The organism is Alcanivorax sp. 1008 (assembly GCF_020667895.1).
Taxonomy (GTDB): Bacteria; Pseudomonadota; Gammaproteobacteria; order Pseudomonadales; family Alcanivoracaceae; genus PGZG01.
Genome location: NZ_JAFMPS010000002.1, coordinates 242,691 through 269,332, shown reverse-complemented (window position 1 = coordinate 269,332; position 26,642 = coordinate 242,691). Strand labels below are relative to the sequence as shown.

Genomic DNA, 26,642 nt, shown 5'->3' with positions numbered 1-26,642 from the left:
CGGAGACACACCGTGGTTGCTATTGTTATTGGCTTTGTGGTTTTGCTGCTGGTGCTGGTGGTTATGGGGGCAAAGATGGTGCCTCAGGGGTATGAGTATACGGTGGAACGTTTTGGTCGTTATACCCATACACTACGACCAGGCTTGGGCATTATTATTCCGCTGGTTGACTCTGTCGGCAGCAAGATCAACATGATGGAAAGCGTGCTGGATATTCCGCCCCAGGAAGTAATCTCGAAAGATAACGCGATGGTTACTATTGATGCGGTTTGTTTTTATCAGGTGGTCAATGCTGCAAAGGCCGCCTATGAAGTGAATCAGCTTGAATATGCTATTCGCAATTTGACTATGACCAATATCCGTACCGTGCTTGGCAGCATGGATCTGGATGAGATGCTTAGCCAGCGTGATGGCATTAACGAGCGCTTGCTGCGCATCGTTGATATGGCTACCAACCCCTGGGGCGTAAAGGTCACGCGTATTGAGATTCGGGATATTTCGCCGCCAGCGGATCTGGCAGAGGCCATGGCTGGTCAGATGAAGGCCGAGCGGGTAAAGCGTGCCAATATTCTGGAGGCGGAAGGTTTGCGGGCCGCGGCGATTTTGAAAGCCGAAGGTCTCAAGCAAGCAGATATCCTGCGCGCTGAAGGCGCCCGTCAGGCCGCCTTCCTCGACGCTGAGGCGCGTGAGCGAGCGGCTGAGGCGGAAGCCCGGGCCACGGATATGGTGTCAAAGGCAATTGCCGAGGGCGACATTCAGGCGATCAACTATTTCGTCGCACAGAAGTATGTCGAGGCTCTGGGGCAAATCGGTGCCTCACCAAACAGTAAGGTATTTATGCTGCCGGTAGATGCTACCGGTGTGATGGGCGCCATTGGAGGTGTCACTGAGATTGTTCGTCAGACCGTGGGCAAAGGAACAAGCTGATGGATTGGCTTTATCAGCTCGACTATCACCACTGGATCGTTCTTGGCCTGGTGCTGCTGGTACTTGAGGTTTTTGTCGGCGGCAGCTTGCTGATGTGGAATGGCCTGTCAGCAATCTGTGTCGGCATTCTGGTGCTACTGCTTCCGTTGATCGGCATCTATCCTGGATGGGAAATGCAGCTGATCATGTTCGGGGTTGGCGGTCTTGTTGCGCTGTACGCGTGGCGCCGCTACATCAATGAGCCTGTGGCCAGTGATGCGCCTGCACTTAATCGTCGCGGAGCCAGTCATGTTGGAGAGGTGGTCAGACTGGATCAGGCTATCGACAATGGCACCGGCTATATCCATCTGGATGACACTCGGTGGCCGGTGCATGGCCCAGACCTGCCGGAGGGTTCGCTGGTCAGGCTGGTTGCACTGGATGACATGGCATTTCAGGTGGAGCAGGTGGATAATCCGCCGGCATGATGCCTGCTGACTTCTCCTCTTTGCCTGATTCCCTGCGTTCGCTGGCGGAAAGCCATTGGCGAGCTTTTGTTGATTCCGGTCAGTCTCTGCCAGAGGTTCTGGTTCGTGACCTGCCTGTTGTGTGGGCAGGCTCAGACTATGTCGCCGAGCAAATGACCCGCAGGCCAGAGCTGACCCAGTGGTTGGCGGCGCCTGGACGTTTTGCCTCACGGCTGGATCCACTCACTTTGCGTGAAGAGCTCGACCAGTTGCTGGAAGGTGTCGAAGATGAGGCCGAGCTGCAACGCCGTCTAAGGTTTATGCGTCACTGCCATATGGCGCGAATTATCTGGCGAGATCTTCTCGGGTCGCCATGCCGCGGCGGTAGCGTGTACGCGGATACTGTCCATGATCTGAGTCTGCTTGCTGATACCCTGATTGATGTGGCTTTGACCGTACTTTACCGCTGGGCGACCGTTCGTGATGGCACGCCCACGGATGAGTCTGGCACCCCGGTGCAGTTGACGGTTTTGGCAATGGGCAAACTGGGCGCCCGTGAACTTAACCTGTCTTCTGATATTGATCTGATCTTCGCCTACGAATCCGAAGGTGAAACCCGTGGCGGTCGTCGCGAGCTTTCCAATCATGAGTTTTTTGTTCGTCTGGGCCAGCAGTTGATCCGCGCGCTTGATCAGCTGACTGCCGATGGCTTCGTCTTCCGGGTTGATATGCGTCTGCGGCCGTGGGGTAAAAGTGGCGTTCTGGCCGTGGGCTTTGATGCCATGGAGGGCTATTACGAGCAGCAGGGTCGTGAGTGGGAGCGCTATGCGATGATCAAAATGCGCCCGGTGGCGGGAGATATTGCCGCCGGTAAGCGTTTGCGTGATCGCCTTTCCCCTTTTGTCTATCGTCGCTATATCGACTTTGGTGCTTTCCAGTCATTGCGGGAAATGAAGGGGTTGATCGAGCGTGAGGTCAATCGCAAGGGTATTCAGGCAGACGTTAAGCTGGGCCCGGGTGGCATTCGCGAAGTGGAATTTATTGTTCAGGCATTCCAGTTGATTCGTGGCGGCCAGCTGCCGGTGTTGCGAGACCCGCGGTTGTTGGCGGTATTGCCGAAGCTGGAGCAGGCCGGCCTTCTGCCTGCCGATGCGGTGGCGGAATTGCGTGACAACTATATTTTTCTGCGCGATGTAGAGCATCGGTTGCAGGCGGTGGCAGATCGCCAGACCCAGCGCTTGCCAGACACCGATATCGGCTGGCAGCGACTGGCCTTTGCCATGGGCTTCGTGGAGCCAAGTGATTTTCAGCGGCGACTGAATCGGGTGCGTGATCAGGTGCGAGTGCATTTTGACCAGGTCGTGGCTGACCCGGAGCGTAACGCTGACGGTCATGTTGAGGCCGACGATGATCTCAGTGACTTATGGATGGGGCGCCTTGATAAGGCTGCCGCTATAGAGCGTCTGAGTAATCTGGGTATTTGTGACCCAGAGGCGGTGTTGAGCCGTCTGGCAGTATTTCGGGAGTCACGGCCGGTAACCAATATGCAAACCATTGGCCGTGAACGGCTCGATCGGTTGATGCCGTTTTTGATCGAGGCTATTGGTAATCAGGGAGAGGGAGATGTTGCCTGTGGGCGCTTGCTCGGCTTCCTTGAGGCAGTGCTGCGTCGTTCGGCCTATATTGCTTTGTTGGTGGAGAATCCTCTGGCGCTGGGGCAGCTGGTCAAACTGTCTGCGGCCAGTCCGTGGATTAGCGACCAGTTAACCCGCCACCCGGTATTGCTGGATGAGCTTCTGGACGTTCAGACGCTTTATGCTCCCCCGGGTCGCAGCGAGCTGGACGATGAGTTACGTCAGTTGCTTTTGCGTATTCCTGCTGATGATCTGGAGCAGCAGATGGAAGGGCTGCGTAACTTCAAGCAGGCCCACTTGCTACGCGTGGCTGCCTCTGAGGTTACCGAGGTACTGCCGCTGATGAAGGTCAGTGATTATCTGACCTGGCTGGCGGAGTCGATTCTCAATGAGGTGGTATGGCTGGCCTGGAATCCGCTGGTGGAGAAACACGGCAGACCAGTACGTCAAGACGGTGAAAACTGCGATCCCGATTTTGTGGTCATTGGCTATGGCAAGTTGGGTGGCATTGAGCTGGGACATGACTCGGATCTGGATCTGGTATTTCTCCACGATGCTTCCCCCGACGGCATGACAGACGGCGATCGATCGGTGGCTAACGAACAGTTCTTTGCCCGCCTTGGTCAGCGCATCATTCATATCCTTACCGCCCGCACCATGAGTGGGCAGTTGTACGATGCCGATATGCGCCTGCGTCCGTCCGGGGCCTCTGGCCTGCTGGTCAGCTCAATGGTGGCGTTCGAGCGTTATCAAAGTGAGCAGGCCTGGACCTGGGAGCATCAGGCACTGGTGCGGGCCCGCTTTGTCGCTGGTTGCGAACGTGCCGGCCGGGTGTTTGAGGATGTCCGTCACCGGGTGCTATGCAGGCCGCGGGACGAGGCCAAGTTACGTCAGGATGTGCTCGACATGCGTGAGCGTATGCTGGCCCAGCTGACCTTGCCCGGGGACGGTATGTTTGATCTGAAACGCAGTCCCGGTGGTATCGTTGATATCGAATTTATGGTGCAATATGGGGTTCTCAGATGGGCTCCCCGCTTCGGTGAACTGACCCGGTACACCGACAATGTGCGATTGCTGGAAACCCTGGCATCGCTTGATCTGATGCCGGCAGCGGATGCCGGCCTGCTTCGTGAGGCGTATCTCGCTTTTCGCTCTGCTGCCTACCGGCTGGCGCTGCGCAAGGAGCACGCCGTGGTCCCTGAGACCCGGTTCAGCGAGCTCAGCGAAGGAGTCCGCACCATCTGGAAAACCTGGTTTGAATTGTAGGAGCGCCGCCCCCGGCGCGAACATTTGCTGATTATTTGAGGGTATGGCCATGTCGATGGCGGATCGTGACGGTGTTATCTGGTTGGATGGTGAAATGGTTCCGTGGCGCGATGCCAAGGTTCACGTGCTGACGCATACCCTGCATTACGGTATGGGCGTTTTTGAAGGTGTGCGTGCCTATGCAACCGATAAGGGCGCCAGCATCTTTCGCCTGCGTGAACATACGGATCGGTTGTTCAATTCCGCGCACATCATGAATATGAAAATGCCGTTCAGCAAAGATCAGATCGATGCTGCCCAGTTGGCCGCGGTGCGGGAAAATAATTTACCATCAGCCTATCTGCGGCCAATGGTATTTTTTGGTAGCGAAGGCATGGGCCTGCGCGCCAGCAACCTGAAAGTACATGTCATGGTTGCGGCCTGGGAGTGGGGCGCGTACCTCGGAGCGGAAGCGATCGAAAAGGGCATCAAGGTGCGCACCAGTTCCTATACCCGACACCACGTCAATATCACCATGTGCAAAGCCAAGGCCAACGGCAATTACATCAACTCCATGCTGGCGCTGAACGAAGCGCTATCTGCGGGCTGTGATGAAGCTCTACTGCTTGACCCGGAAGGCTGTGTTGCCGAGGGTAGCGGCGAGAATATTTTTATTGTTAAGGATGGTGTGTTGTATACGCCAGAGTTGACCTCCTGTCTTGACGGCATCACCCGCAAGACATTGATTCAGCTGGCTGAGGAAAATGGCATTAAAGTGATCGAAAAGCGCATAACTCGCGATGAAGTATATATCGCAGACGAGGCTTTCTTTACTGGCACCGCTGCCGAGGTGACGCCGATTCGCGAACTGGATGGGCGTGCTATCGGTGAAGGTAAGCGAGGCCCGATCACGGAGAAGTTGCAGAGCATCTATTTCGCACTGGTGCGTGGTGAGCTTCCCCAATACAACCATTGGCTGTCGCCGGTCGCGGGCTGATGAAAGATAGTCTGCAGCTGGCTTTTTATCGCTTTGCAGCGAAAGGGTTCATTCCGGCACACTGGTTTGAACCGGATTTGCCGCCAGTGGAAAACCGGGCGGCCCGAACGGGCCGCCTTTCCATTGAAGTGGTCAGCCACTGCTGGAACTACTCTCATTTTCTGGTTTATCAGCTCAGCTCACTGGTGCGATATCCGCCACAGGATATCGATGTCACCATGACGGTTTTCTACGCTCCTGAGGACGAAAAGACATCACGGCTACTGCAGTTCTTTGCTGCTCAGAAAGTCCCGGGCGTGACCTGGAACTGGCGGCCGTTGCCGAGACAGCAGCTGTTTCGCCGCGGCATTGGCCGTAACCTGGCGGCGCTGGAAACAAAGGCAGACTGGGTCTGGTTTACCGATTGTGACCTGATGTTCCGTGAGGGTTGTCTTGATACGCTGGCGACACTTTTGCAGGGTCGTCGTGATGCGCTGGTGTTTCCTCAGGATGAGCACTGTACCGATCTGCTCGAAGAGGACAATCCGATGCTGAAAGCAGCTGCTGGCGAAGAGCAGGTGCTGGATATCGATACCTCTGAATTTGTTACTTTTCATCCATCTCGTGCCACCGGGCCGCTGCAGATCGCCCATGGTGATGTATGCCGTGCTGTTGGCTATTGCCGCAATATCCGCATTTACCAGACGCCGGTAGAGAGTTTTGCCAAGTGCCACGAAGACCGCGCGTTTCGCTGGTTGTTGCGCAGCCAGGGTGTGCCCTTGCCGATTCCTGGTGTGTACCGCATTCGCCACATCAAAAAAGGACGCTACAGCGGCAGCGAGACAGATACCCGTGTTCGCACCTGGTTGCGAATTCTTCAGGCGAGGCGGCGTGATCCTGTCGAGCGCAAGCCCTAACCTTATCAGGACGTAATCATGTTGTTCTGCATTTTTTCATTCAACCGCGGCCAGTTTCTCGAGAACTGCGTTGCCAGTATTGAACAATGCGCGCCGCATGCCCGGATCGCGGTATTCGACGACAACAGCTATGACGAGTATACCCGTGATGTGTTAAAGCGAATTGCCGACAAGCATGCAGTGATACAGCCAGGCCATCAGAGCCAGCGTCGACTGGGTGGTTTGTATGGCAATATGCAGACAGCACTGGAGTACGCCGCAGACGAGGATCTGGTCTGCTACTTGCAAGATGACACGCAGATGGTGCGTCCGCTGACAGAGCAGGACATGCTGGCGATCAACGCCCTGTTCGATGGTGATGAGCGGATCGGCTTTGTCAGTCCCTGCTTTTTACGCGGTCGTAACCGGCAGCGAGACGTTTCCAGCATGGTGTTTGATTCGGCCAGACAAATCTATTTCCGCCAGGGCACCCGGCAGAGCGCCGGGCAGAACTTTTCCGCACTGCTGATTATGCGTCCACAAAGATTACTGGCAAAAGGATGGAGCTTTGGCCGGTCAGAGCCGGAGAATGATCGTCAGGCCGCTGCGCTTTTTGGTCCCATGGCCTATTTGAAGACGCCTTTTGCAATGTGGCTGCCGGAAGTGCCGACCTATCGTGGCAAGCGTAAAACACTGGCGCTCAAGATTGCCGAGCGCCAGCGCCGCTCTGGCTACTTTCCCTTCCGGATTCTCAGCGATGAGGATGTGACAGCGCTGCGAGATCGGACACCCGACGTTCTGCCCATCGCTGAGGACTTTCTCTCTTGTACTGATGGTGATCCAAAGAAGCCGTGGGCGTACCACCCTATGCAGGATGACCGCTGGCTGCAAAAACTAAGCAGCGTGGAACTGGCGCTGCGCCGTTGGTTCCAGCGCGGCTGAGAGGCACAACTATGCGAGTATTCGTTCTCACCACCGGCCGTGCGGCATCGACAACATTCGCAGAGGCCTGTACGCATATCAACGGCATGACTGCCGGCCATGAAACGCACAAGGGCATGGTTGAAGGTCGCCTCGATTATCCAGACAACCACATTGAGTCTGATAATCGGCTGGTCTGGTTTCTTGGCTCCCTGGATAGGCTGTACGCGGACGAGCAGACGTTCTATGTCCATTTGGTTCGCGATCCTGAGAAGGTAGCGAGCAGTTATCGAGAGCGTTGGCATATCACCGTGTCAGTGGTGCGAGCCTTCTATCACGCTTTTTTGATGAATCGTAAAAAGCCGGATGCAGAGACTGCGCTGCAGGCTTGTCGACTATTTGTTGATACGGTTGAAGACAATATCCGCTTCTTTCTAAAGGGGCGCGATAACTGGATTGATGTCCGGGTTGAATCACTGGAAGAGGATTTCTTCCGCTTTATGGATAAAGCCGGATTGCAGGGTGATCGCGCTGCCATATCCGCGATCCTCAATCGGGTCAGCAATGTCAGCAAACGTAAGGGTAAGCGTCGAGGTCTGTTTAGCCGACTTCAGGCGCGGCTGTCATCGAAGAAGCTGGATATTTCCTGATACTACGTGAGCTGCTTTCGGGGGGTGGCTTGCCAGCATCAAGAAGTTGCCGGACTATTTAGTGATGGACTGAGCATTACCAGAAAATACATTTTGAATATTTCGCACAGGGGCATGCCATGATCGTCTGCCACAAATACAAGTTCATTTTTCTCAAGACCAACAAGACCGCCGGAACCTCTGTGGAAATTGCACTGTCCAGATTCTGCGACCAAGGCGACATCGTGACTCACCTTTCCGAGGATGAGGAGGAGCTGCGCGCCGACGGTGGTGGCCTTGCGTCGCAGCGTTACCGTGCTCCGTGGACCATGTATAACCCACGTGATTGGTATAATCGCATTGTCCATGGTGAGTATAAAAAGCTCTACTACAACCACATTCCAGCGTGGAAGCTGAAGAAACGGCTTGATCCAGAGATATGGGATGGCTACTACAAGTTTTGCGTTGAACGTAATCCATGGGACCGGGTGATTTCCCAGTACTACTGGCGCTGCCGTGATCTTGCCGAAGAAAGCCGCCCTTCTATAGACGAGTTTCTTGAGTCAACCCATGTGCGTTCACTGAGGCGCAAGGGTTTCCAGCTTTACACCATCGATGGCCAGCTGCAGGTAGACAAGATCTGTCGATATGAAAGTCTGGCGGAAGATCTGGAAGATGTGCGCCAGCATCTTGGTCTGCCTGAGCCGTTGGAGCTACCTAAAACCAAGGCCACATTCCGCAGCGACCGGCGACATTACCGCGAGGTACTAACGCCATCTCAGCGTGATCGTATTGCAAATATGTTTGCTGAAGAAATTCGTCTTATGGGTTATGAATACTGAGTGCCTCTACAGGCGATTGCATCTTTAATCAGGTTCGAGTTGAAGTCATTGATTATTTCTATGCCATTCTTGTTGCAAAAATCCTTGCCTTCCTGCCATTCGGACTTTCCTGCAACAAAAACAAAGTTGGCTCCATGCTGCTTCGCGGCGATATAATCTGACTTTGCATCGCCGAAATAGATGGCATGATCGAAACGCCCGTCTGTTTCGATGATTGCAGCCATGTTTTCAATCTTGGTTTTCGGGCTTCCGTATATGCCGTCAAAATAGCCCGCAAGGTTTCTTTTAGCAAAAACCTCATGCAGCTCATATTCTGCACCGCCAGACACAACGTAAATCTTCTTCCCGGCTTCCCTGAGGCGAAGAAGAAGTGACATAACTCCTGGAATACAGGGGCAAGACAGAAGAGCCTCTCGTGTAATGGTTTCATATCTTGCCAGCGCTAACTCATACTCCTTCTGAAAGTCAGTTATTCCCTTGATCTCGCTGAAAAAATGGAGGAATTTGGTGTAGCGAGAAACGCCTCCATTTTCCTTGTGATAGTGAATAAACTGTTCGACAAGGTCCAATGGTTCATCTGGTAGTGCTTGTGAAAACGCAGATGATTTGACCTCATTCGAATCAAGAATGACTCCATCGCAGTCAAAAAAAAATACATCAGTGGAATCCAGAGGTCTCAAGTTGTGCTCCCGCTGTCAACATATATGGGCTTGCTCGCGCAATGCTATTCTTGTGAGGGGTAGTATTGCAGGTCGTCGGCAGCAAGGCTGAGGCCTGACAGTTTCTCGAAGTTGCGGTTTGAATCCAGATAACACGCCTGCAACTTTGTTCTTAATTCACCTGTCATCTGTAGCGATCTATTTCCCGCCAATACACGGTAAAGGTACTTGTACAGGAATTCCGACGGTGTCCGCGCCTTGAGCCCCTCGCCGTATGGACGAATTGGCCAATTCCCGGGAATACGTTGTCTTACCTTATAGTCCTTTCCTGTTCCCTGCAGCGAAGACGAGCCAAGGCCGGAAATGCCAGTAAACTGTCGGATCTTCTCCCAAGTGCATTCGTCATGAAGACGTTCATAAAGCAGTGGCAAAACGTTATCTGGGCCCAGCGCCTCTTGCAGGGCACTCGTTAGATCATCAAATCTCGCTACATTCCCGCCATAGGCCGAGGGTTGGTCTACAAGTCGATCTATGTGCTCTTCAAAATCGCTTTGCGACGCGCCGATTATCCGGTTGGACAATTGAACATAAAGAGACCCAAGCCAGTCGGCCTGATTCCTGACATAGAAAAAAACACGTACACGCCCGCGATCCTTCCATGCATGCTTCTTAAACTGATGAAAATGTTCGGCCAAGTGATATGGCTCTCCAGCCGCAAGTGATGCACGTGCGTCGTTGCCGAAAATTCGTGCTGCATAAATTGCTTCATCGCTATAAAGAATATGTGTGCTGTTTGGCGACGAATTTTTAATGTCCTCGGATAGCATCAAGCCATGGCTTTCCCGCCAAACGCCAGGAGAGCAGTACAAGAAGCTCTTCTTGACGCGTGCCAGTATGTCGTTCTGATTATGAGGTGAGCCCCGGCCGAGTCCGCCTGATTGAGGAAAGACGGCATTCTGAAGATAGGTACTAGCTGTCTTATACAGACCGATATGGAAAGAGATATCAGGCATAAAGGGGCTCCAGATGCGCGTTCGGGGCTAGCACTACTACCAATTAAAGGCCCCAAGCGCAGCATAAGGCCATTTCTGGAGAGTGGTGGCGGTAAAACCGACATCATAATTCAACAAAACAACTCTAAGTAATTCTCGGCTCATAAACGGATCCCTGATCTACCGAATAGGATGTAGGAGTAAGTGCCCTGATCCTCAAGGAGGGGAATGTTGTCAGAAATATTTCCAGCAAATCTGCCATTTCCTTATGCCTATGATCAGTGGAGGTATACCCATCAAAGCCTATTAGACTGACTGCTGAGCACTGTCCTTGAACCGCAATTGCCAAACCATAGCCGGCTGCAAGATGGCTAGGGAGCTGGCACCAAGTGTCGTGCAGCAATGCAGTGTTTCTTGTGATCTGCAACCCATAATTCAGGATCTGCACGCCTTCCAGCCCAAGAGTAAGCTCTTCGCCTAGTCTGTTTATCGGCAAAGCGATCGGCTTTTGACTCTCCCTGTACTGAGCGGCTTCCAGCATAATTCGCGACCGATCAGATGCGACATGGATATCTATTAAATCGCTATCAATGAAATGATTCATATTCAAAGATATGACGACAACGTCGGATCTGCCCTTAATATACCGTTTGATTGCTTCTAAATGCTCGGCTACGCTCTCTCCGGCCCCGATAAGGACTGCTTCCTTGTCTTTGCACCACCCCGTGGCAACCCAGGTCCCTTCGACACTGCCTTCTTGTACGGACTCAGCTTCATTGAGAACTTTCGGGTTAAACGAAGAGGTGTTCCGGGAGCCCATAAATCTGATAGCGTCCAGTATCTCATCATGTGAGTATCGGCTATCTGAAAGCATTACTTGAATGTATGTCGGGTGAATATTCTTTGCTGCCGCAAGATAATAGAGGAGGCTGGGGCCCCATCGATGATGCCTCTGAAGGGGCTCAAAATATTTCAAAACCAAAGAATAAAGGCGCTCTGGATCTACATTGCTTTGTAAACGCTTTTGAAGCTCGAGAAGTAGAATCTCGGTAGCGGCGTTTCCGGCACCCCTTCCCATACCAAGTATTGTCGAGTCAATCCATTTTACGCCGAGATCAATGGCGGCAAGAGAGTTCTCGATTGCGTTGCCTTGATTGTTGTGCGTATGTATGCCTAGATCACCGCTCCAATGCTTACGCAATGCCGAGACGATTCTTGCCACTTCCTGTCTGTCCATATTGCCCAAGGAATCAGCAAAATAAAGAGTCGAAACATTTCCCCATCTTGAAATCTCCGCTGCTGCCCCTTGCAAAGTTTCATCTGGCTTTCCCGCCGACTGCATGAGGTTAACCACTACAGCGTATCCGAGCGCCCTCAGGGTGTCAGCAATATTCCTGGATTGTGGAATTTCGGAAAAATGAACGGCAAGTCTAACTATATGAACTGGCGATTCGGATTTGGGAGAAAAGAGCGCTTTTACTCCATCAGAAATCGGTTGATTGCGAGATAAGAATGTTTTGGCATCGACCATCACGGCTAGCTGAACATCCGGCGGAATTTGCAGAGTTTTTATGTACTCATCTGAGCTATATGCAAACGCCCCAAGAAATCGATCTTGGGGAAATATTCGAGTTCCCAGTTCAATGCAATGGACGCCAGCAGCCGCTATGTTCGCCAGATAGGCGCGAACAATCTCGGGGGAGAAATTCCAGTTGTTGTAATAACCACCGTCTCGAAAAGTACAATCGAGCACATTTATTTCATGGTTCATAAATAATCCTTAATCTTATCCAGGCGCATTTTCTCTGATTAAACCAAGCTGTCTTCTTACTGGCTTTCCGTAAATATCATCCAACCGGGAAATATATTCGGATGCGTCAAGACCTATCACGGCGGCGAGCTTCTCGTCGGCTTCGAATGCGCCAAGGTTAAAATAGTACTTATAGAACTCGATCTGCTCCGCTGGATCGTGAGTCTTTGCAAATGACTTGCACATATCCCTGTTCTTGTAGGCCACATTCGTCCCTTTGCTATCAATTTTCTTATTGACAATGTAGCCAGACGGATAAAGGCTGCTAAGGAAAAGGTCTGCATTGAAAACCTTAATTCTGGAAGGCTCGCACAGAATGCAGTTGTAGAGTACCTTGACAAGAGTATTCGCTGTGGTGAGTCGAAAGCGTGGCAAGGCCGCCGTTGCAAATAAGGGCAAGGCCCTTCTGATTTTATCAACGCTGAGGCGGTGTCGATGATATCTGTCGAGTTTGAAGAGTACTGCGAGCTTCAAATTTGATAGAGATTCCAGTTGGCGGTTGCGAACAACAGACCGCATTTTATGCGGCCCGTAAAAGGAGATGTCACATCGAGTGCCAGTGTTTTCCGGGAGGCCGTTCGGGCCGATATAACCGACCCGAACGACGAGATCAAATTGCTCTATTTCCTTTTCGTTATCTGCCCCCATGGCCGGGCCGACAATGGCAACAGTTCTTCCGTGTACCAGTGACTTCAACAAATCATCCGGGCAGCTCTTTGAGAGAAGATACTTGTTTTTCTGTGCAAAGATCTCGGTATTCGTCTTGATGGTTCCCCTCAGCTGGCAGCCGATATCAATATAGCCCAGATTCGATATCGACCGGATAATCCGGCGGTCGAGATTTTCCCGTTGAGCAAAAGGGTCATTTTCCAGATGGCCCAGGCTCGTGGAATAAAAAAGGCGCAAGTGTAGATTGAGTAAGGATCCTGTAAAAGGAGCCCATCTCTGCTTGGACAAAAATAGAATGCTGTCTGCTGAAAGCGGCAAGATAATACAGCGAAGATAGCTGATAAGTTTCTTCATACCTTGTATTCTTTTCTGTAGTTTTGATGGTGTTAAGGGGCGCCAAACTGCCGCTTGAGAGCAATTCCAGAGCTTGGTTCGTAATCGCGGTCGGAACAAGTTCCGGTAAGCGTATCACAAAGCGCCGATTTTGCTACCGGTCGGAGCGTTCTGGCGATCAGGGCTGAAGGTTCGTGGCCGTCGTAGGGAAGCCAGGCGGTGCCACGGGATATGGTTGGAGGCCGCCGCCCGCTGATGGCGTCGGGTCTTTCGGGTCTGGCTTAATCTGGATGCGTTACCCCCGGAATCATAGTGATTCTCTTGGTGTTAGCTCGGCTGAGCCGCCACATTTTCAGAGAGGAGAGTGGTATGACGGTTTCTGTCTTTCTTCCAATGCGCGCCGGTAGTGCTCGGGTAAGGGATAAGAATAGCCGCCCGTTCCTTAAATCCGGAGATAGTCTGTTTCAGCTAAAAATGCGAGCGGTCGTAGACTTGGCGAAAATGGATGCCATTGAGGAGGTTGTGATCTCGACTAATGATCGCTGCATTATAGAGCAGGCTTCTGAATTTTCAGGGGGTAAAATAAAGGTGCTTGAGCGCCCCGGTGAATTGTGCCTGTCCACTACAAAGGTCGTTGATCTTATAAATTATGTTCCTTCGGTCTGCAAAGGTGATCATATTTTCTGGTTGCACGTGACGTCGCCTTTTTTCGGCTTTGAGGAGTACAAGCAAGCACTTGAGATGTATTTCCAAGCCATTTCAGATGGGCAATTCGATTCATTGATGAGCGTTAACGAGATAAGGCAGTTTATATGGGACGATTCGAAAAAGGAGGTAATCAATGTAGATCGCAGAGTGAATCGTTGGCCCAATACTCAGGATATTGCGCCTCTTTATGAAATAAATCACGCTTTCTATATTGCAAGTCGCTTGGTTTACCAGGGCCTCAATGACCGAATCGGAGAGTCTCCAAAGCTTTTTATATGTGATGGCCTTTTGAAAATGGACATTGATTGGGAAGAAGACTTCAGGGTTGCAAAACTGATAGCAGATTCAGTGCTTTAACCTGATTATCCGTCCTTTTCAGCTTTGATGGTCCGTAGTCTTGCGTGCTACGTATTCGGGCAACTGGGCGATGCCATGGTCTGTCCAGGTCACCCCATGGCGAGCGTTGTAGATACGAAGTTGCTTGTTTTCATTAACCAGCCTGGGATCCTTGTAGCCGCGTTTGTGATCAAGATGAATGACGATGGCGTTATAGCGCACGTGCTTCGGTTTGACCCCGGCATTGATCAGGCGCACGCCGAACTCACGGTCCAGTCCACCCCACGGCATGCGCTCATCGAAGCCGTTGATACGCATCACATCTTCCAGCCAGGCTGAGCCGTTTGAGCCTTTGAAGTTACACTTGGTTGGTGTCAGGGCATTGAAGATTCTGGCCTGACGAGGAGTGGCAGTTAGCTTGCTGTTCTTGTAGCTGGATTTAAGGCCGTGAGCCTTTAACCACTTAAGATCGAAGCAACGCCCGGACAGGATGTCATCCTTGCTGATCGTCTCGCTGGTGCTCATTGGCAGCTTGTGATAGCCGCCGGACAGATAATGCTTCGGTTTCGCTTCGGCGGCGTGTACGGCAAGAAAATCAGCGCGTGGAATACAATCGCCATCAGTAAAAACCAGATAGGGAGCATCGGCCTGCAAAATTGCCTTGTTCAGAATCCGGCATTTACGAAAGCCGTCATCTTCCTGCCAGATATGCTTGATTGTCAGGCCGGTCTGCTCTCGCAAACGGTCAATGGTTTCCCGGGTGTCATCGCGGGAGCCGTCATCACCGATGACGATCTCGAAGTCCTTGTACTGCTGAACGCTGTAGCCCCACAGCACCTTCTCCAGCCAGACTGGAGAATTATAGGTTGTCATGATGACCGATATCTTCATCGCAGCAGTGTCTCGTATGTCAGGCCGGAAAATCCGTGCTGTAGTCAAAAGTGCTGAAATCATCCCGGTACAGTTCCTGTACCAGCGCGATCAGCTCGTCGTCATAGTAGCGGCGCAGCTTGTCGCCGGCACCGGTGGCGTTACGCTTGAACGAGGTCACCGGTTGTTGCAGATCAGGGCGAATGCGGCGTTTGATTTCCGCCAGGTCATGCTCCAGTGATTCTACCTTGCCGATGAAGTCAAACTGCTCCACCGGGATCAGCATCAGGGAGTGCTGTGGTGCCCAGTGGGCATTGCTGTACAGGAATCGCGGCGTCTTCTTTGCCTGCAGCAGAAAATCACGAAATGACGACTCCTTGCCGGCGCGCACGGCGCGTCGCTCTATCTTGTCCAGATAGGCGGACAGGGTGCGGGTGTAAGGATTGCGTACCACCGTAAACTTGAACAGGCTGGCAAAACGCTCCACCTCCGAGCGGCTGAGACGGGCCGGGGTGGCAAACATCTTCTTGGCATCCGGTGAGTCGACGTCGCGACCAAACTTGAGGCGCGCCAGATTGGTGACTACCGTCGAGTTGGCTGCCTTGGGTATCCGATTGCAAAAAAAGCCCAGCTCCATGTCGACCATGCCGCGGTCGTCGGCACTGCGAATCGAGGCCGGTGAGCGAAATGGATAGTGCCGGTAAAACGGCCGGAAAGGCAGTGTCAGGCCGTTAAGTAGAACCTTGTCAAAGGCTGAATGCATGGCGCGTCGTCGGTCTGTGCAGGCAAGCCTGCGGGTTAACGGTACGGCCGCTACTTTATCACAGCTGGCGGGCCTGACTGGTGGATGATCAGCTCTGGCTATGATAGCCATTCAGTAATGCCGGCCAGTCCTGTTGATTCCAGTGCAGCGCCGGGTGTAGGCCTTTTTCCTTGTTCAGCGAGCGTAGCAGGCGAGCCAGATTGGCTTGCTGCCAGTCACCCGGTGCACGCTTGCTGCATTTGTCGAAATCGATCAGCCAGCTGGTCCCGCTCTGATCAAGCAGAATGTTATGGATATTCAGATCGGTGTGATCAATGCCGGCAAGATGAAAGCGGCGGATCATGGCGCCGGTCTGTTGCCATTGATTGCCACTAAGGGGGGCGCGCTGTAACACCGCCAGCAGGTCGCTGGCATCGGCTATCCGGGCAATCAGCAAGTCTGCCCGATACAGGGGGCCGCGGCGGCTCATGCGTGCAGCCATTGGCTTCGGCACCGGCAAGCCGTCCCGATACATGGCTTCAAGCAGGCTCAATTCTCGCATGGCCCGGCTATGGGCCGGTCTGATGCCGGCATACAGGTCCTTGACCAGTCGGCCGAACAGACCGCCGCGGCGGTAGTGACGCAACACCAGATGGCGTTCGCCATCACGCACAAACCAGGTGGTGCCGCGGCCGGTGGCGGTGCCGGTGACCGCCTGGCGTGATTGCCAGAAAGAAGGCTCGAATACACTGCCAGACAGAGTTGACAGGCCATCCTCGCGCAGCCAGCAGGTATCCGTTCCCTGACGGATCTCGACAAAGCCCGCCGGCCGCTTCACCGGTAGGGGTTCCTGCCGTCGGGCTGGTTCTTGAAGCGCCGATGGACCCACAGGTACTGCTCCGGCGCCTTGCGAACATAGTGCTCAATAGTGGCGTTGATGCGGGTGGCATCGGCCAGATCGCTGTCGCCGGGGAAGTTTTCCAGCGGAGCACCGAACTCAATCCGGTAGCGCCCGCCTGGCAGTCGATAGTGAGCGGTGGGCACCACCACGGCACCACTCATGCGGACAATGCGCGTGGTCGCGGTAATGGTTGCCGCAGGCACGCCAAAGAACGGGGCGAACACCGCATGCTGCATTCCGTAGTCCTGGTCCGGTGCATACCAAACTGCCCGCCCTGCCTTCAGGTGGCGTACCAGGCCGCGCAGGTCTTCGCGGTCGATATAGTGCTCTACTTCGCGCCGGCCCCGCTTGATCAGCCAATCCAGCACCATATTGTTGTTAGGCCGATAAACCACGCTGAATGGGCGCACCTTGCCGAGCAGCCTGCTGCCCACATCAATAGTGTTGAAGTGCATGCCAAGCATGAGCACGCCCTTGCCTTCGCCAAGCGGGCCCTCGAGATTCTCCCGACCAATGATTTCCAGGCGCTTACCCAAATCAATGCGCTGGTTGCAGAAAGCCCCGGCCATTTCGGTCAGGGCTTCGCCGGTGCTAACCATGATTTGACGGCTCAGGGTCTGCTGTTGGCCGGCATCAAGCTCGGGGAAGCACAGGCGCACGTTGGTTTCTGCGATGCGTCGCCGGCTGCCAGCCAGATACCACGACAGTCGGCCAATGCCGCGACCGGCTGCGAGCAGCAAATTCCACGGCAGCTGGCCGGCCAGCCAGAACAGGGCTACACCAAACCAGGTCGGCCACCAGGTTGGGTGAGCAAGAGAAGTTGATCGTTTGCGTTTGGCCATGTCACCCCCGGAGGACAGCGCAGAAGTCTACTGGCTCGCCGGAGGCCTTTCCAGCGCAGGGGGTGGCGGTGATCGTGCTAACATCGCTTCGCTGGTGACCCGGGAGCTTGCATGCGTCTGTTATACACCCTGTTTTGGTATCTGCTCATTCCTGTGGTGCTGGTGCGCTTGTGGCAATTGGGTCGTCACGCGCCCGCCTACCGGCAACGCTGGAAAGAGCGTTTCGCCCTTGGCTATGGCGATGAGTTGGCCGACAGCGTCTGGATTCATGCTGCTTCTGTGGGGGAGATGTTGGCCGCCGCGCCAATGATTGAAGCGCTGTTGCAGCGCCACCCGGACACCCCCTTGCTTGTCACCACCACTACACCAACCGGCTCAGAGCGTGTTCAGGCCCTGTTTGGCAATCGCGTACGTCATGTTTATTGGCCCTGGGATACGCCCTGCGCTTTGCGCCGCTTCTGGCGTGCTTTTAATCCACGGTTGGTGATTCTTCTGGAAACTGAACTGTGGCCGAATTTGCTCGCTGCCGCCGCCGCCCGGCAGGTGCCGGTAATGTTGGTTAATGGCCGGCTATCGGAGCGCAGCCATCGCCGCTACCGCCGCCTGAGCTGGCTGATGCGGCCCATGTTGGCCAGCCTGGAAGCGCTCGCTGTACAGACTTCGGCAGAGGCGCAGCGCTTTATTGATCTGGGTGCACGGCGTCAGCGGGTTACCGTCACCGGCAACGTGAAATTTGATATTGCTTTGGATGATGCGTTGGTGGCTCGTGCGGCCCATTTGCGCGAGGGTCTGGGCCAGCGCCCCATATGGATTGCTGCCAGTACCCATCCGGGGGAGGACGAGGTGATGTTGGCTGCCCATAAACGTCTGCGCCAGCAGCAACCTGAGGCGCTCTTGGTGCTGGTGCCCCGTCATCAGGAGAGATTTTCTCAGGTCGCGGAGCAGGTGCTGGCCAGTGGTCATACTATGGCGCGGCGCAGTCTTGAGCAGCTTCCGGCGCCGCAAACCTCGGTCTATCTTGCCGATACCATGGGCGAGCTGCTGATGCTGTATGGCGTGGCGGACATTGCTTTTGTGGCCGGTTCTTTGGCACCCATTGGTGGCCACAATCTACTTGAGCCCGCGCTTTGGTCCAAGCCGGTTATCAGCGGTCCGGTGCTGCACAATTTCACTTTAATCGCCGAGTTACTCGATTCCGCAGGCGGTCATCGGGTGGTGCAGGATGCTGATCAGCTTGGTGCGTTGCTGGATGAGCTGTTCGGTGATCCGCAGCGGTGTCAGCAGATGGGGGACAGGGCACGGCAGGTGGTGGAGCAGCATCGTGGCGCCCTGGCCAAGTTGCTTGAGGTGCTAGAGCAGTATTGGCCGGCGGCTTGATGCGCCGCCGGCCAATGACCATCACTCAGTCAGGTCTACGTTAATTTCGCTGCTTAGCCAGCCGTTGATCAGGTCAATATCATCCGTGGTCAGATCTCCCGCAGTGGCCTGTAGTTGCAGGCTGGCGACAATGTAGTCGTAGCGTGCTGCTGAGTAGTCACGCTGGTTGGCGTACAGATTGCGCTGGGCAGTCAGTACGTCGACAACATTGCGAGTGCCGACCTCATAGCCAGATTCTGTAGCACGTAGAGCGGATTCGGCAGAGCGCAGGGCCTGTTTGCGAGCCGCCACGTTCAGGGCGCTGGCCTGTACCTGGCGAGCCAGTGACTGGGCACCCTGACCAACATCTCGCCATACCAGCCGATAGGCTTCTTCCGCCGCTTGATAGCGGTAGCTGGCTTCCTTGCGCTGACTGTTCAGGCCACCGCCAGCGAATAGCGGCATGGAGGCCTCGATGCCGATGCTTTTGCCGTCGTAGTCGGCCTGGCCGGGCACTGCGGGACCATCAATATTTGAGTAACCCACTACTTCGTAGCGACCCACCAGGTTGACGCTAGGCAGCTGGGCGGAAGTGCGTTGCCGCGCCGCTGCCTTGGCGCTGTCAGCTTCGTAGCGGCTGGCCAGTACCTGCGGATTATTGCTGCGCGCTCGTTCCATCCAGAAAGAAGGCAGTGAGGGTTCCGGGCCAGCCATGGGCAGGTCTTCACGCAGACCAGCCAGCTTTATCCAGGTTTTACCCGTCATTGCTTCCAGCTGGTCGCGGGAAATATCGAAATCCGCTTCGGCCAGAATCAGGCCTGCACGGGAAAGATCGTAAGCTGCCTTGGCTTCTTCGACGTCGGTAATCGGCACCAGGCCAACATCAAAACGCTCCTGGGTCTGCTCCAGCTGACGACTTAGTGCACGCTCTTCTGCTTGAGCGGTGTGCAGGTCTTCCCAGCGTCGCAGCACATCCAGATAACGCTGGGTGACACGCAGCAGAAAGTCTTGACGCGCTTGTTCGAAGCGGGCCTCGCCGGCGTTGCTCAGGGCCTTGCCTTGATTCTTGCTGTACCAGGCATCCGGTCGAAACAGCGGCTGCACCAGAGTCAATGCAGCGACATCGCTGGTGGCCCGGCTTTCGCCGACTGGGCCTTCGGGATCGCGATAGCTACGGGTTAATCCGTAGCTGGCGGTGACGCTGGGCATTAATGCAGCACGTCCCTGATTGGCAAGTTGCTGGTCAGCCTCCAAAGAGCGCTGTGCAGCGGCCCATTCCGGGTCTGCGCCGGAAGCAGCATTAAGAATATCTGTCAGATCGGCGGTATCAGCCAGCGCCTGACCGCAAAGCAGTGAGGCAAGCAGGATGGTGGTAATTCGCATGACGAGTCCTCAAAGGATCGGTGGCGGCAGCAGTGGATAGTAATGGAAAGCTGCAGGGATGACATTGTCGCTTGAGGACGGTTCCCAAACCCTTGTAGAAAATGGGGTTTTACAAGGTTTTTCATCACTGTTCCGTGATTCGGTGCTGGCGTATAGTGGCTCATCCTCAAGAGCGCATATTACCGGAGAAAACGCCGTGCCGGACGATCAAATTCAACCGACTCCCGCCGCCCTGTCTGCCATTGAGCAGTCCTGTCAGCCCATCGCAGGTTCGGAAAAAATATATATCACCGGCAGTCGTCCGGACATTCGCGTGCCGATGCGCCAGATCACGCAATCACCGACGCCGCTGGCTAATGGAGAGTTTGAGCAGAACCCGCCGATTGCCGTGTATGACACATCTGGACCCTATACTGATCGTTCAGTACAGATTGATGTGCGCAAGGGTTTGCAGCCGTTGCGTGATGGCTGGATTGCCGAGCGAGCGGACAGTGAAGAACTGAGCGGGCTGTCCAGTGATTTTGGTCGCCGGCGCGAACAAGACCCGATGACTGCCGGCTTGCGCTTTGCTGCTATCCGCAAACCGCGTCGCGCCAAGTCTGGCGCCAATGTTTCCCAAATGCATTATGCGCGCAAGGGCATCATCACGCCGGAAATGGAATATATCGCTATTCGTGAAAACCAGAATCTGGCCGCTGCCCGTGCCGCCGGGCTACCGGTAGACCAGCATCCGGGGCAATCCTTTGGCGCGGCGATTCCTGCGGAGATCACCCCGGAATTTGTTCGTGATGAAGTTGCCCGTGGTCGTGCGGTGATTCCGGCCAACATTAACCACCCGGAAATCGAGCCGATGATTATCGGTCGTAATTTCCTGACCAAGATCAACGCCAATATCGGCAACTCCGCAGTTACCTCTTCCATTGAAGAAGAGGTGGCGAAGATGACGTGGTCGACTCGCTGGGGTGGTGACACGGTGATGGATCTTTCCACCGGCAAACACATCCATGAAACTCGCGAATGGATTCTGCGTAACTCGCCCGTGCCTATTGGTACTGTGCCCATCTATCAGGCGTTGGAAAAAGTAAATGGCATTGCCGAAGACCTGACTTGGGAAATTTATCGTGACACTCTGATCGAGCAGGCCGAGCAGGGTGTGGATTACTTCACCATCCACGCGGGTGTATTGCTGCGTTACGTGCCGATGACTGCCAAGCGGGTCACCGGCATTGTTTCTCGCGGTGGTTCCATTCTTGCCAAGTGGTGTCTGGCGCATCACAAGGAAAATTTCCTCTACACCCATTTCGAGGAAATTTGCGAAATTATGAAAGCCTACGACGTCACCTTCTCACTGGGTGATGGTCTGCGCCCCGGCTCTATTGCTGACGCCAATGATGAAGCCCAGTTCGCTGAATTGCGCACCCTTGGCGAGCTGACGAAAATCGCCTGGAAGCACGACGTGCAGGTAATGATCGAAGGCCCCGGTCACGTGCCGATGCATATGATCAAGCAGAATATGGAAGAGCAGCTAAAGTGGTGTGACGAGGCGCCGTTCTACACTCTCGGGCCACTGACCATCGATATTTCCCCAGGCTATGACCATATTTCTTCCGCTATCGGCGCTGCCATGATCGGTTGGTACGGCACCGCCATGCTCTGCTACGTGACACCGAAAGAGCATCTTGGCCTGCCCAATCGCGATGACGTAAAAGAAGGCATCATTGCCTACAAGATTGCTGCTCATGCGGCAGATCTGGCCAAGGGCCACCCTGGTGCCCAGTTGCGTGACAACGCGCTGTCAAAAGCACGTTTCGAGTTCCGCTGGGAAGACCAGTTTAATCTTGGTCTGGATCCGGATCGTGCCCGTGCCTTCCACGATGAAACCATGCCCAAGGAAGCCCATAAAGTCGCCCACTTCTGTTCCATGTGCGGACCCAAGTTCTGCTCCATGGAGATATCACAGCAGGTGCGCGATTACGCCGCCGGCCTGGAAGCGGAGAAGGGCATGGCGGAAAAATCTGAACAGTTCCGCAGCTTGGGCAGCGAGATTTATCACCCGGCGGAAAAAGATGCATAAACCCCGGTTTGATGCTGGCGACGTTGAAGTCCTCAATCGGGAAACTCCGTTCCAGGGGTTTTTCCGCGTGGATCGACTGACCCTGCGTCACCGTCTCTACAGGGGGGGTTGGAGTGGGCCGCTTAATCGCGAGCTGTTTATGCGGCGCGATGCGGCGGCGGCGCTCCCCTATGACCCGCAGCGAGGTGAAATCCTGTTGGTCGAGCAGTTTCGGGTTGGTGCGCTGGAGTGGCGTGACAGCCCCTGGTGTCTGGAAATGATTGCCGGTATAGCGGACAAACAAGGCGAGAGTGCAGAAGACTTAATCCGCCGTGAAGCAATAGAAGAAGCCGGTATTACTCTCACCGAGATGGAACAGATCGCCTATTACATGCCCAGTCCCGGTGGCAGTAATGAGCGGCTGCGGATTTTCGTCGCCCGAGCGGACCTGAGCCATGCCGGCGGTGTGTTTGGTCATGAAGGGGAAGGTGAAGATATTCGCGCCTTCACGGTGCCGGTTGATGATATTCCCGCCCTGCTGGCCAGTGGCCGGCTCGACAATGCCGCATCAATTATCGCCATGCAGTGGATGCTGCTGCACAGATCTTCGCTGGACGCAAGATGGCGGTGATAGTGCCGCTATGCTTATAGTCGAATTATGACTGAGTCCTGGGCCGCCAATAAGCGTTACCGCGTGGACCTTCCTGAGCTGATTAGCCAGGGGGAACAGAACTATGCCCGGCTGATGAGGCTGATGCGGGCACTGGGTGATGCGGATCATGTCCGTCTGGTGGTCGGTAGCCAGGGGGAAAGAACGCTCAATGTGCGGGTGTTGCAGCGCTGTCGTTATACTACCGAAATCAGCCTGCAGCAGGACACCTTGCATGCTCTGTTGCCGGGCCCATCGCTGACGGTGCGGTTGTACCATGATGCACGGCTGGCGGAAGTGACCGAGGCCAGCCCATTTCAGCGCGTGGCGGCCCGCCATGACTACCCCAACCCGGCCATGCACCAGCGCGATGAAAAGCAGCAGTGGAACCGCTTTCTTGGCGAATGGCTGCGTCATTTGCATGATCACGGCCGGGCCGATAGCGGTTCCTGGCGTGAACAGGTTGGCGTCCGTAACGGCTGATGGTGGTAATAAACCCATGCTTTGGTTATAAGTGCATGTAATCGCTTGAGGGAGCGCAGGCATTGAGTAAGGAAGGAGCAGGGCCGTTGCGGGTAGTGCAGGTTTCAGACTGCCACCTGTTTGCGAGCACGGAAGGAAAACTGCTGGGTTTGAACACCCAGTTCAGTCTCGACAGGGTGCTGGAGCTGGTTCAGTCCGAGCAGCCCTCCATGGATATAATTCTGGCGACGGGTGATCTGGCTCAGGACTCCTCGCTGGAGGCCTACCAGCGTCTCGATGCTGCGCTTGGTGAGTTCGGCGTGCCGACCTACTGGATCGAAGGCAACCATGACAAACCGGCCCCCATGCTGCAGGCTCTTAAGGGGCATAAGGCACAAATGGGTCCGCTGGTGATCGAGCGCGGCGAATGGACTATCGTCATGCTCGACTCCACCATCCCCGGCGAAGTTCCGGGCGAGCTTTATGATGATGACATCGAGTTTTTGCGGCGCTCACTGAAGAATGCTGCCGGCCAGCACATCATGGTGTGCCTGCACCACCATCCTATTCCCATGGGCTGCAAGTGGCTTGATACCCAGGTGGTGTCCAGCGCGGACCGTTTCTTTGAAGTGATCGACGCGGAGCCCCGTGTGCGAGCGGTAGTCTGGGGCCATGTTCATCAGGAGTTCGATGGCGAGCGGCAGGGCGTGCGCTTGTTTGCGGTGCCGTCCACCTGCGTCCAGTTCAAGCCGCATAGTGATGATTTTGCCGTCGACAAGCAGCCCCCCGGGTACCGCTGGTTTGATCTCTACCCTGATGGACGAATCGAGACGCAAGTATCACGGGTGCAGGGGATTGAGTTTGAAGTGGATATGTCGGTGAAAGGCTATTGACCTCGCTTCTCTATATTCACGGCTTTAACAGTTCGCCCCAATCCCTCAAGGCCCGCCAGATGGCGCAGCACTTCGCCGCCCACAGCTCCTCTGCCCGATTAATTGTTCCATCCCTGCCGCCCGCTCCCCGGGAGGCGATGGCATTGCTGGAGCGGGAAATCGCCGGGGCGGGGTCAGTGGCTCTGGTGGGCTCCTCCCTGGGCGGCTTCTATGCAACCTGGCTGGCTCACCGCCATGGTTTGAAAGCGGCGCTGATCAATCCGGCAGTGCGCCCGTGGGGCTTACTGGATCAGTACTCTGGTGAGCAGGCCAATTACCATACCGGCGAGCGCTACACCCTGCAGCCCGGCTGGGTCGACGACCTGCGCCACTATGAGGTTGACGAAATCAGCGCACCGGAAAATCTGCTGGTGATGCTGCAGACCGGCGATGAAACCCTGAACTGGCGCGACGCCTGGGACTACTATGGCGACTGTAATTTGTATCGCGCGCTCGGCGGCAGTCACGGCTTTGATGACTTTGATGCGCTGATTCCGTTAGTGTTGCGGTTTTCCGGGATCTCTCTGAACTGAGCAATTCATGAGCAATAACTATACCGCCGAGAATATCGAGGTTCTCTCCGGACTGGATCCGGTTAAAAAGCGTCCGGGCATGTATACGGACACCAGCCGTCCGAATCATCTGGCTCAGGAAGTCATCGACAACTCGGTCGATGAAGCGCTGGCCGGCCATGCCAAGAATATCCGTGTCACCTTGCACAAAGACGGCTGCGTCGAAGTGGAAGACGATGGTCGTGGCATGCCGGTGGATTTGCATCCGCAGCTGAAGAAGCCGGGTATCGAAGTGATCCTGTGTACCCTGCATGCCGGTGGCAAGTTTTCCAACAGCAACTACCAGTTCTCCGGCGGCTTGCATGGCGTCGGCGTGTCCGTGGTCAATGCCCTGTCAAAGCAGCTTGAAGTTCAGGTCAAGCGTGATGGCAACGTCTATAAAATGACCTTTGCCCATGGCGACAAGCAATCCGATCTGGAAGTGATTGATACCGTTGGTAAGCGCAACACCGGCACCATGCTGCGTTTCTGGCCGGAAGAAAAATATTTCGACAGTCCGAAAATTTCCGTCAGCCGCCTGCGTCATCTACTTCGCGCCAAGGCGGTATTGTGCCCCGGACTGGCAGTTACTCTTGTTGACCACAACAGTGGCGAAACAGAAAGCTGGCAGTACGAAGATGGTCTGGTCGAATATCTGCTTGATGCTACCCGTGGTTGGGAGAAGGTTCCTGAGGCGCCATTTGATGGAGCCATGCGCGCTGAAACAGAAGCCGCGGACTGGGCTGTACTGTGGTTGCCGGAAGGTGGCGAATTGGTTACCGAGTCCTACGTTAACCTGATTCCTACTGCCCAGGGTGGCACCCATGTTAACGGCCTTCGGGCAGGTTTGCTCGAGGCCATGAGAGAGTTCTGCGAGTTCCGCAATCTGTTGCCGCGCGGGGTCAAGCTATCGCCGGAGGATATCTGGGACCGGGCCTGCTACGTGCTCAGCATCAAGATGCAGGATCCCCAGTTTGCTGGTCAGACCAAAGAGCGCCTCAGTTCACGACAAACCGCCGCGTTTGTTTCCGGTGTGGTTAAGGATGCCTTTAGCCTGTGGTTAAACCAGCACACCGCAGAGGCGGAAAAGTTGGCGGATCTGTGCATCAACAATGCACAGAAGCGCATGCGCGCCGCGAAAAAAGTGGTGCGCAAAAAAGTGACTGCGGGCCCTGCGCTGCCCGGCAAGCTGGCGGATTGTGCCAGCGATGATCCAGCCCAGACTGAACTGTTTCTGGTGGAAGGTGATTCCGCAGGTGGTTCCGCCAAGCAGGCGCGTAGCCGCGAATTTCAGGCAATCATGCCACTGCGCGGCAAGATCCTGAATAGCTGGGAGGTGGACTCCGCCGAAGTACTTGGTTCTCAGGAAATCCATGATATCGCGGTAGCGCTCGGTATTGAGCCGGGTAGCGATGATCTGGGTCCGCTGCGTTACGGCAAGGTGTGTATTCTCGCCGATGCGGACTCCGATGGTTTGCATATCGCCACCTTGTTATGCGCATTGTTCGTACGTCACTTCCCGGCGCTGGTGAAAAATGGACATGTGTTTGTTGCTATGCCGCCGCTGTTCCGTATCGATATTGGCAAGGATATTTATTACGCCCTCGATGAGTCAGAAAAGCAGGGCGTGATGGATCGCATTCGTGCTGAGGGCAAGCGTGGCAAGATTCAGGTTACCCGTTTCAAAGGTCTGGGTGAGATGAATCCGCTGCAGTTGCGCGAAACCACCATGGCGCCGGACACCCGTCGACTGGTGCAGCTATCTATTGAAGCGGGCGATGATACCCATCAGCTGATGGACATGCTGCTGTCGAAAAAACGGGCTGGCGATCGCAAGGACTGGCTGGAAGATAAAGGCAACCTGGCAGAGATTTGATT

At 54.8% G+C, this 26,642-nt stretch carries 25 protein-coding genes; 16 read left to right on the top strand and 9 right to left on the bottom strand.

The genetic code is table 11. The annotated features are described in order from the left end of the window. Nucleotides 1-12: 12 nt before the first annotated feature. The 8 genes from J1C54_RS04055 (at nucleotide 13) to J1C54_RS04020 (ending at nucleotide 8,516) form a co-directional block, all read left to right on the top strand. Complete coding sequence (locus tag J1C54_RS04055; protein WP_229144713.1) at nucleotides 13-927, top strand: SPFH domain-containing protein; 915 nt, start codon at nucleotides 13-15, stop codon at nucleotides 925-927. Continuing rightward, nucleotides 927-1,394: an NfeD family protein gene (locus J1C54_RS04050; protein WP_229144710.1), complete on the top strand. Its 468-nt coding sequence runs from the start codon at nucleotides 927-929 to the stop codon at nucleotides 1,392-1,394. Before J1C54_RS04055 ends, J1C54_RS04050 begins: the two co-directional genes overlap by 1 nt. After that, on the top strand, nucleotides 1,391-4,273 hold the full coding sequence (glnE, locus tag J1C54_RS04045; RefSeq protein ID WP_229144708.1) for a bifunctional [glutamate--ammonia ligase]-adenylyl-L-tyrosine phosphorylase/[glutamate--ammonia-ligase] adenylyltransferase: 2,883 nt from the start codon (nucleotides 1,391-1,393) through the stop codon (nucleotides 4,271-4,273). The genes J1C54_RS04050 and glnE overlap by 4 nt, the downstream gene beginning before the upstream one ends. A 49-nt stretch (nucleotides 4,274-4,322) precedes the next feature. Continuing rightward, nucleotides 4,323-5,249: a branched-chain amino acid transaminase gene (locus J1C54_RS04040; protein ID WP_229144706.1), complete on the top strand. Its 927-nt coding sequence runs from the start codon at nucleotides 4,323-4,325 to the stop codon at nucleotides 5,247-5,249. Beyond that, a complete protein-coding gene (locus tag J1C54_RS04035; protein WP_229144705.1) occupies nucleotides 5,249-6,145 on the top strand; it encodes a glycosyltransferase family A protein in 897 nt (298 codons plus the stop codon). Before J1C54_RS04040 ends, J1C54_RS04035 begins: the two co-directional genes overlap by 1 nt. A gap of 18 nt (nucleotides 6,146-6,163) precedes the next feature. Further along, nucleotides 6,164-7,066 carry a glycosyltransferase gene (locus J1C54_RS04030; RefSeq protein ID WP_229144703.1) on the top strand — a complete coding sequence of 301 codons (903 nt, stop codon included), beginning with the start codon at nucleotides 6,164-6,166 and terminating at the stop codon, nucleotides 7,064-7,066. An 11-nt stretch (nucleotides 7,067-7,077) separates the two neighbouring features. Next, nucleotides 7,078-7,695, top strand: a complete 618-nt coding sequence (locus J1C54_RS04025; protein ID WP_229144702.1) for a hypothetical protein — start codon at nucleotides 7,078-7,080, stop codon at nucleotides 7,693-7,695. Between the two features lie 119 nt (nucleotides 7,696-7,814). Then, the gene (locus J1C54_RS04020) at nucleotides 7,815-8,516 is read left to right on the top strand and encodes a sulfotransferase family 2 domain-containing protein (protein WP_229144699.1); all 702 of its coding nucleotides are present in this window, start codon (nucleotides 7,815-7,817) and stop codon (nucleotides 8,514-8,516) included. Here the strand turns inward: J1C54_RS04020 and J1C54_RS04015 are convergent. From J1C54_RS04015 to J1C54_RS04000, 4 genes are all read right to left on the bottom strand, one after another. Next, nucleotides 8,504-9,196, bottom strand: coding sequence for an HAD family hydrolase (locus J1C54_RS04015; RefSeq protein ID WP_229144697.1), 693 nt, complete (start codon nucleotides 9,194-9,196; stop codon nucleotides 8,504-8,506). The genes J1C54_RS04020 and J1C54_RS04015 overlap by 13 nt on opposite strands. 44 nt (nucleotides 9,197-9,240) lie before the next feature. Continuing rightward, nucleotides 9,241-10,188 carry a hypothetical protein gene (locus J1C54_RS04010; RefSeq protein WP_229144696.1) on the bottom strand — a complete coding sequence of 316 codons (948 nt, stop codon included), beginning with the start codon at nucleotides 10,186-10,188 and terminating at the stop codon, nucleotides 9,241-9,243. A gap of 124 nt (nucleotides 10,189-10,312) precedes the next feature. Next, nucleotides 10,313-11,938, bottom strand: a complete 1,626-nt coding sequence (locus J1C54_RS04005; protein WP_229144695.1) for an aldolase catalytic domain-containing protein — start codon at nucleotides 11,936-11,938, stop codon at nucleotides 10,313-10,315. A 15-nt stretch (nucleotides 11,939-11,953) separates the two neighbouring features. Continuing rightward, nucleotides 11,954-13,000 (bottom strand): hypothetical protein, encoded by a 1,047-nt coding sequence (locus J1C54_RS04000; RefSeq protein ID WP_229144694.1) that lies wholly within the window; start codon nucleotides 12,998-13,000, stop codon nucleotides 11,954-11,956. 348 nt (nucleotides 13,001-13,348) lie between these two features. Between J1C54_RS04000 and J1C54_RS03995 the strand changes: the two genes are divergently transcribed. Then, on the top strand, nucleotides 13,349-14,044 hold the full coding sequence (locus tag J1C54_RS03995; RefSeq protein WP_229144693.1) for a cytidylyltransferase domain-containing protein: 696 nt from the start codon (nucleotides 13,349-13,351) through the stop codon (nucleotides 14,042-14,044). A gap of 18 nt (nucleotides 14,045-14,062) precedes the next feature. Here the strand turns inward: J1C54_RS03995 and J1C54_RS03990 are convergent, their stop codons facing one another. From J1C54_RS03990 to lpxL, 4 genes are all read right to left on the bottom strand, one after another. Then, nucleotides 14,063-14,896 (bottom strand): glycosyltransferase family 2 protein, encoded by an 834-nt coding sequence (locus J1C54_RS03990; RefSeq protein WP_229144692.1) that lies wholly within the window; start codon nucleotides 14,894-14,896, stop codon nucleotides 14,063-14,065. Between the two features lie 37 nt (nucleotides 14,897-14,933). Next, nucleotides 14,934-15,656, bottom strand: a complete 723-nt coding sequence (locus tag J1C54_RS03985; protein ID WP_229144691.1) for a sulfotransferase family protein — start codon at nucleotides 15,654-15,656, stop codon at nucleotides 14,934-14,936. Nucleotides 15,657-15,744: 88 nt separating this feature from the next. Then, nucleotides 15,745-16,473 (bottom strand): 3-deoxy-D-manno-octulosonic acid kinase, encoded by a 729-nt coding sequence (locus J1C54_RS03980; protein ID WP_229144690.1) that lies wholly within the window; start codon nucleotides 16,471-16,473, stop codon nucleotides 15,745-15,747. Continuing rightward, complete coding sequence (gene lpxL, locus J1C54_RS03975) at nucleotides 16,470-17,378, bottom strand: LpxL/LpxP family Kdo(2)-lipid IV(A) lauroyl/palmitoleoyl acyltransferase (protein WP_229144689.1); 909 nt, start codon at nucleotides 17,376-17,378, stop codon at nucleotides 16,470-16,472. Before lpxL ends, J1C54_RS03980 begins: the two co-directional genes overlap by 4 nt. A gap of 111 nt (nucleotides 17,379-17,489) precedes the next feature. On the opposite strand from lpxL, the gene waaA reads away from it, so the two are divergent. After that, the gene (waaA, locus tag J1C54_RS03970; RefSeq protein WP_229144688.1) at nucleotides 17,490-18,755 is read left to right on the top strand and encodes a lipid IV(A) 3-deoxy-D-manno-octulosonic acid transferase; all 1,266 of its coding nucleotides are present in this window, start codon (nucleotides 17,490-17,492) and stop codon (nucleotides 18,753-18,755) included. Nucleotides 18,756-18,776: 21 nt separating this feature from the next. Here waaA and J1C54_RS03965 read toward each other — a convergent pair whose 3' ends face one another. Then, entirely contained in the window at nucleotides 18,777-20,117 is a 1,341-nt protein-coding gene (locus tag J1C54_RS03965; protein WP_229144687.1) for a TolC family outer membrane protein, read from the bottom strand. Between the two features lie 196 nt (nucleotides 20,118-20,313). Here J1C54_RS03965 and thiC point away from each other — a divergent pair, with 196 nt between their 5' ends. From thiC to parE, 6 genes are all read left to right on the top strand, one after another. After that, nucleotides 20,314-22,191 (top strand): phosphomethylpyrimidine synthase ThiC, encoded by a 1,878-nt coding sequence (gene thiC, locus J1C54_RS03960; RefSeq protein ID WP_370635606.1) that lies wholly within the window; start codon nucleotides 20,314-20,316, stop codon nucleotides 22,189-22,191. Further along, on the top strand, nucleotides 22,184-22,801 hold the full coding sequence (locus tag J1C54_RS03955; protein ID WP_229144686.1) for an NUDIX domain-containing protein: 618 nt from the start codon (nucleotides 22,184-22,186) through the stop codon (nucleotides 22,799-22,801). The genes thiC and J1C54_RS03955 overlap by 8 nt, the downstream gene beginning before the upstream one ends. A 27-nt stretch (nucleotides 22,802-22,828) precedes the next feature. Continuing rightward, nucleotides 22,829-23,302 (top strand): DUF1249 domain-containing protein, encoded by a 474-nt coding sequence (locus tag J1C54_RS03950; RefSeq protein ID WP_229144685.1) that lies wholly within the window; start codon nucleotides 22,829-22,831, stop codon nucleotides 23,300-23,302. Between the two features lie 62 nt (nucleotides 23,303-23,364). After that, nucleotides 23,365-24,174, top strand: a complete 810-nt coding sequence (cpdA, locus tag J1C54_RS03945; RefSeq protein ID WP_229144684.1) for a 3',5'-cyclic-AMP phosphodiesterase — start codon at nucleotides 23,365-23,367, stop codon at nucleotides 24,172-24,174. Further along, the gene (locus tag J1C54_RS03940) at nucleotides 24,171-24,746 is read left to right on the top strand and encodes a YqiA/YcfP family alpha/beta fold hydrolase (protein WP_229144683.1); all 576 of its coding nucleotides are present in this window, start codon (nucleotides 24,171-24,173) and stop codon (nucleotides 24,744-24,746) included. The genes cpdA and J1C54_RS03940 overlap by 4 nt, the downstream gene beginning before the upstream one ends. A gap of 7 nt (nucleotides 24,747-24,753) precedes the next feature. Continuing rightward, nucleotides 24,754-26,640 carry a DNA topoisomerase IV subunit B gene (gene parE, locus J1C54_RS03935; protein ID WP_229144682.1) on the top strand — a complete coding sequence of 629 codons (1,887 nt, stop codon included), beginning with the start codon at nucleotides 24,754-24,756 and terminating at the stop codon, nucleotides 26,638-26,640. Nucleotides 26,641-26,642: the final 2 nt, after the last annotated feature.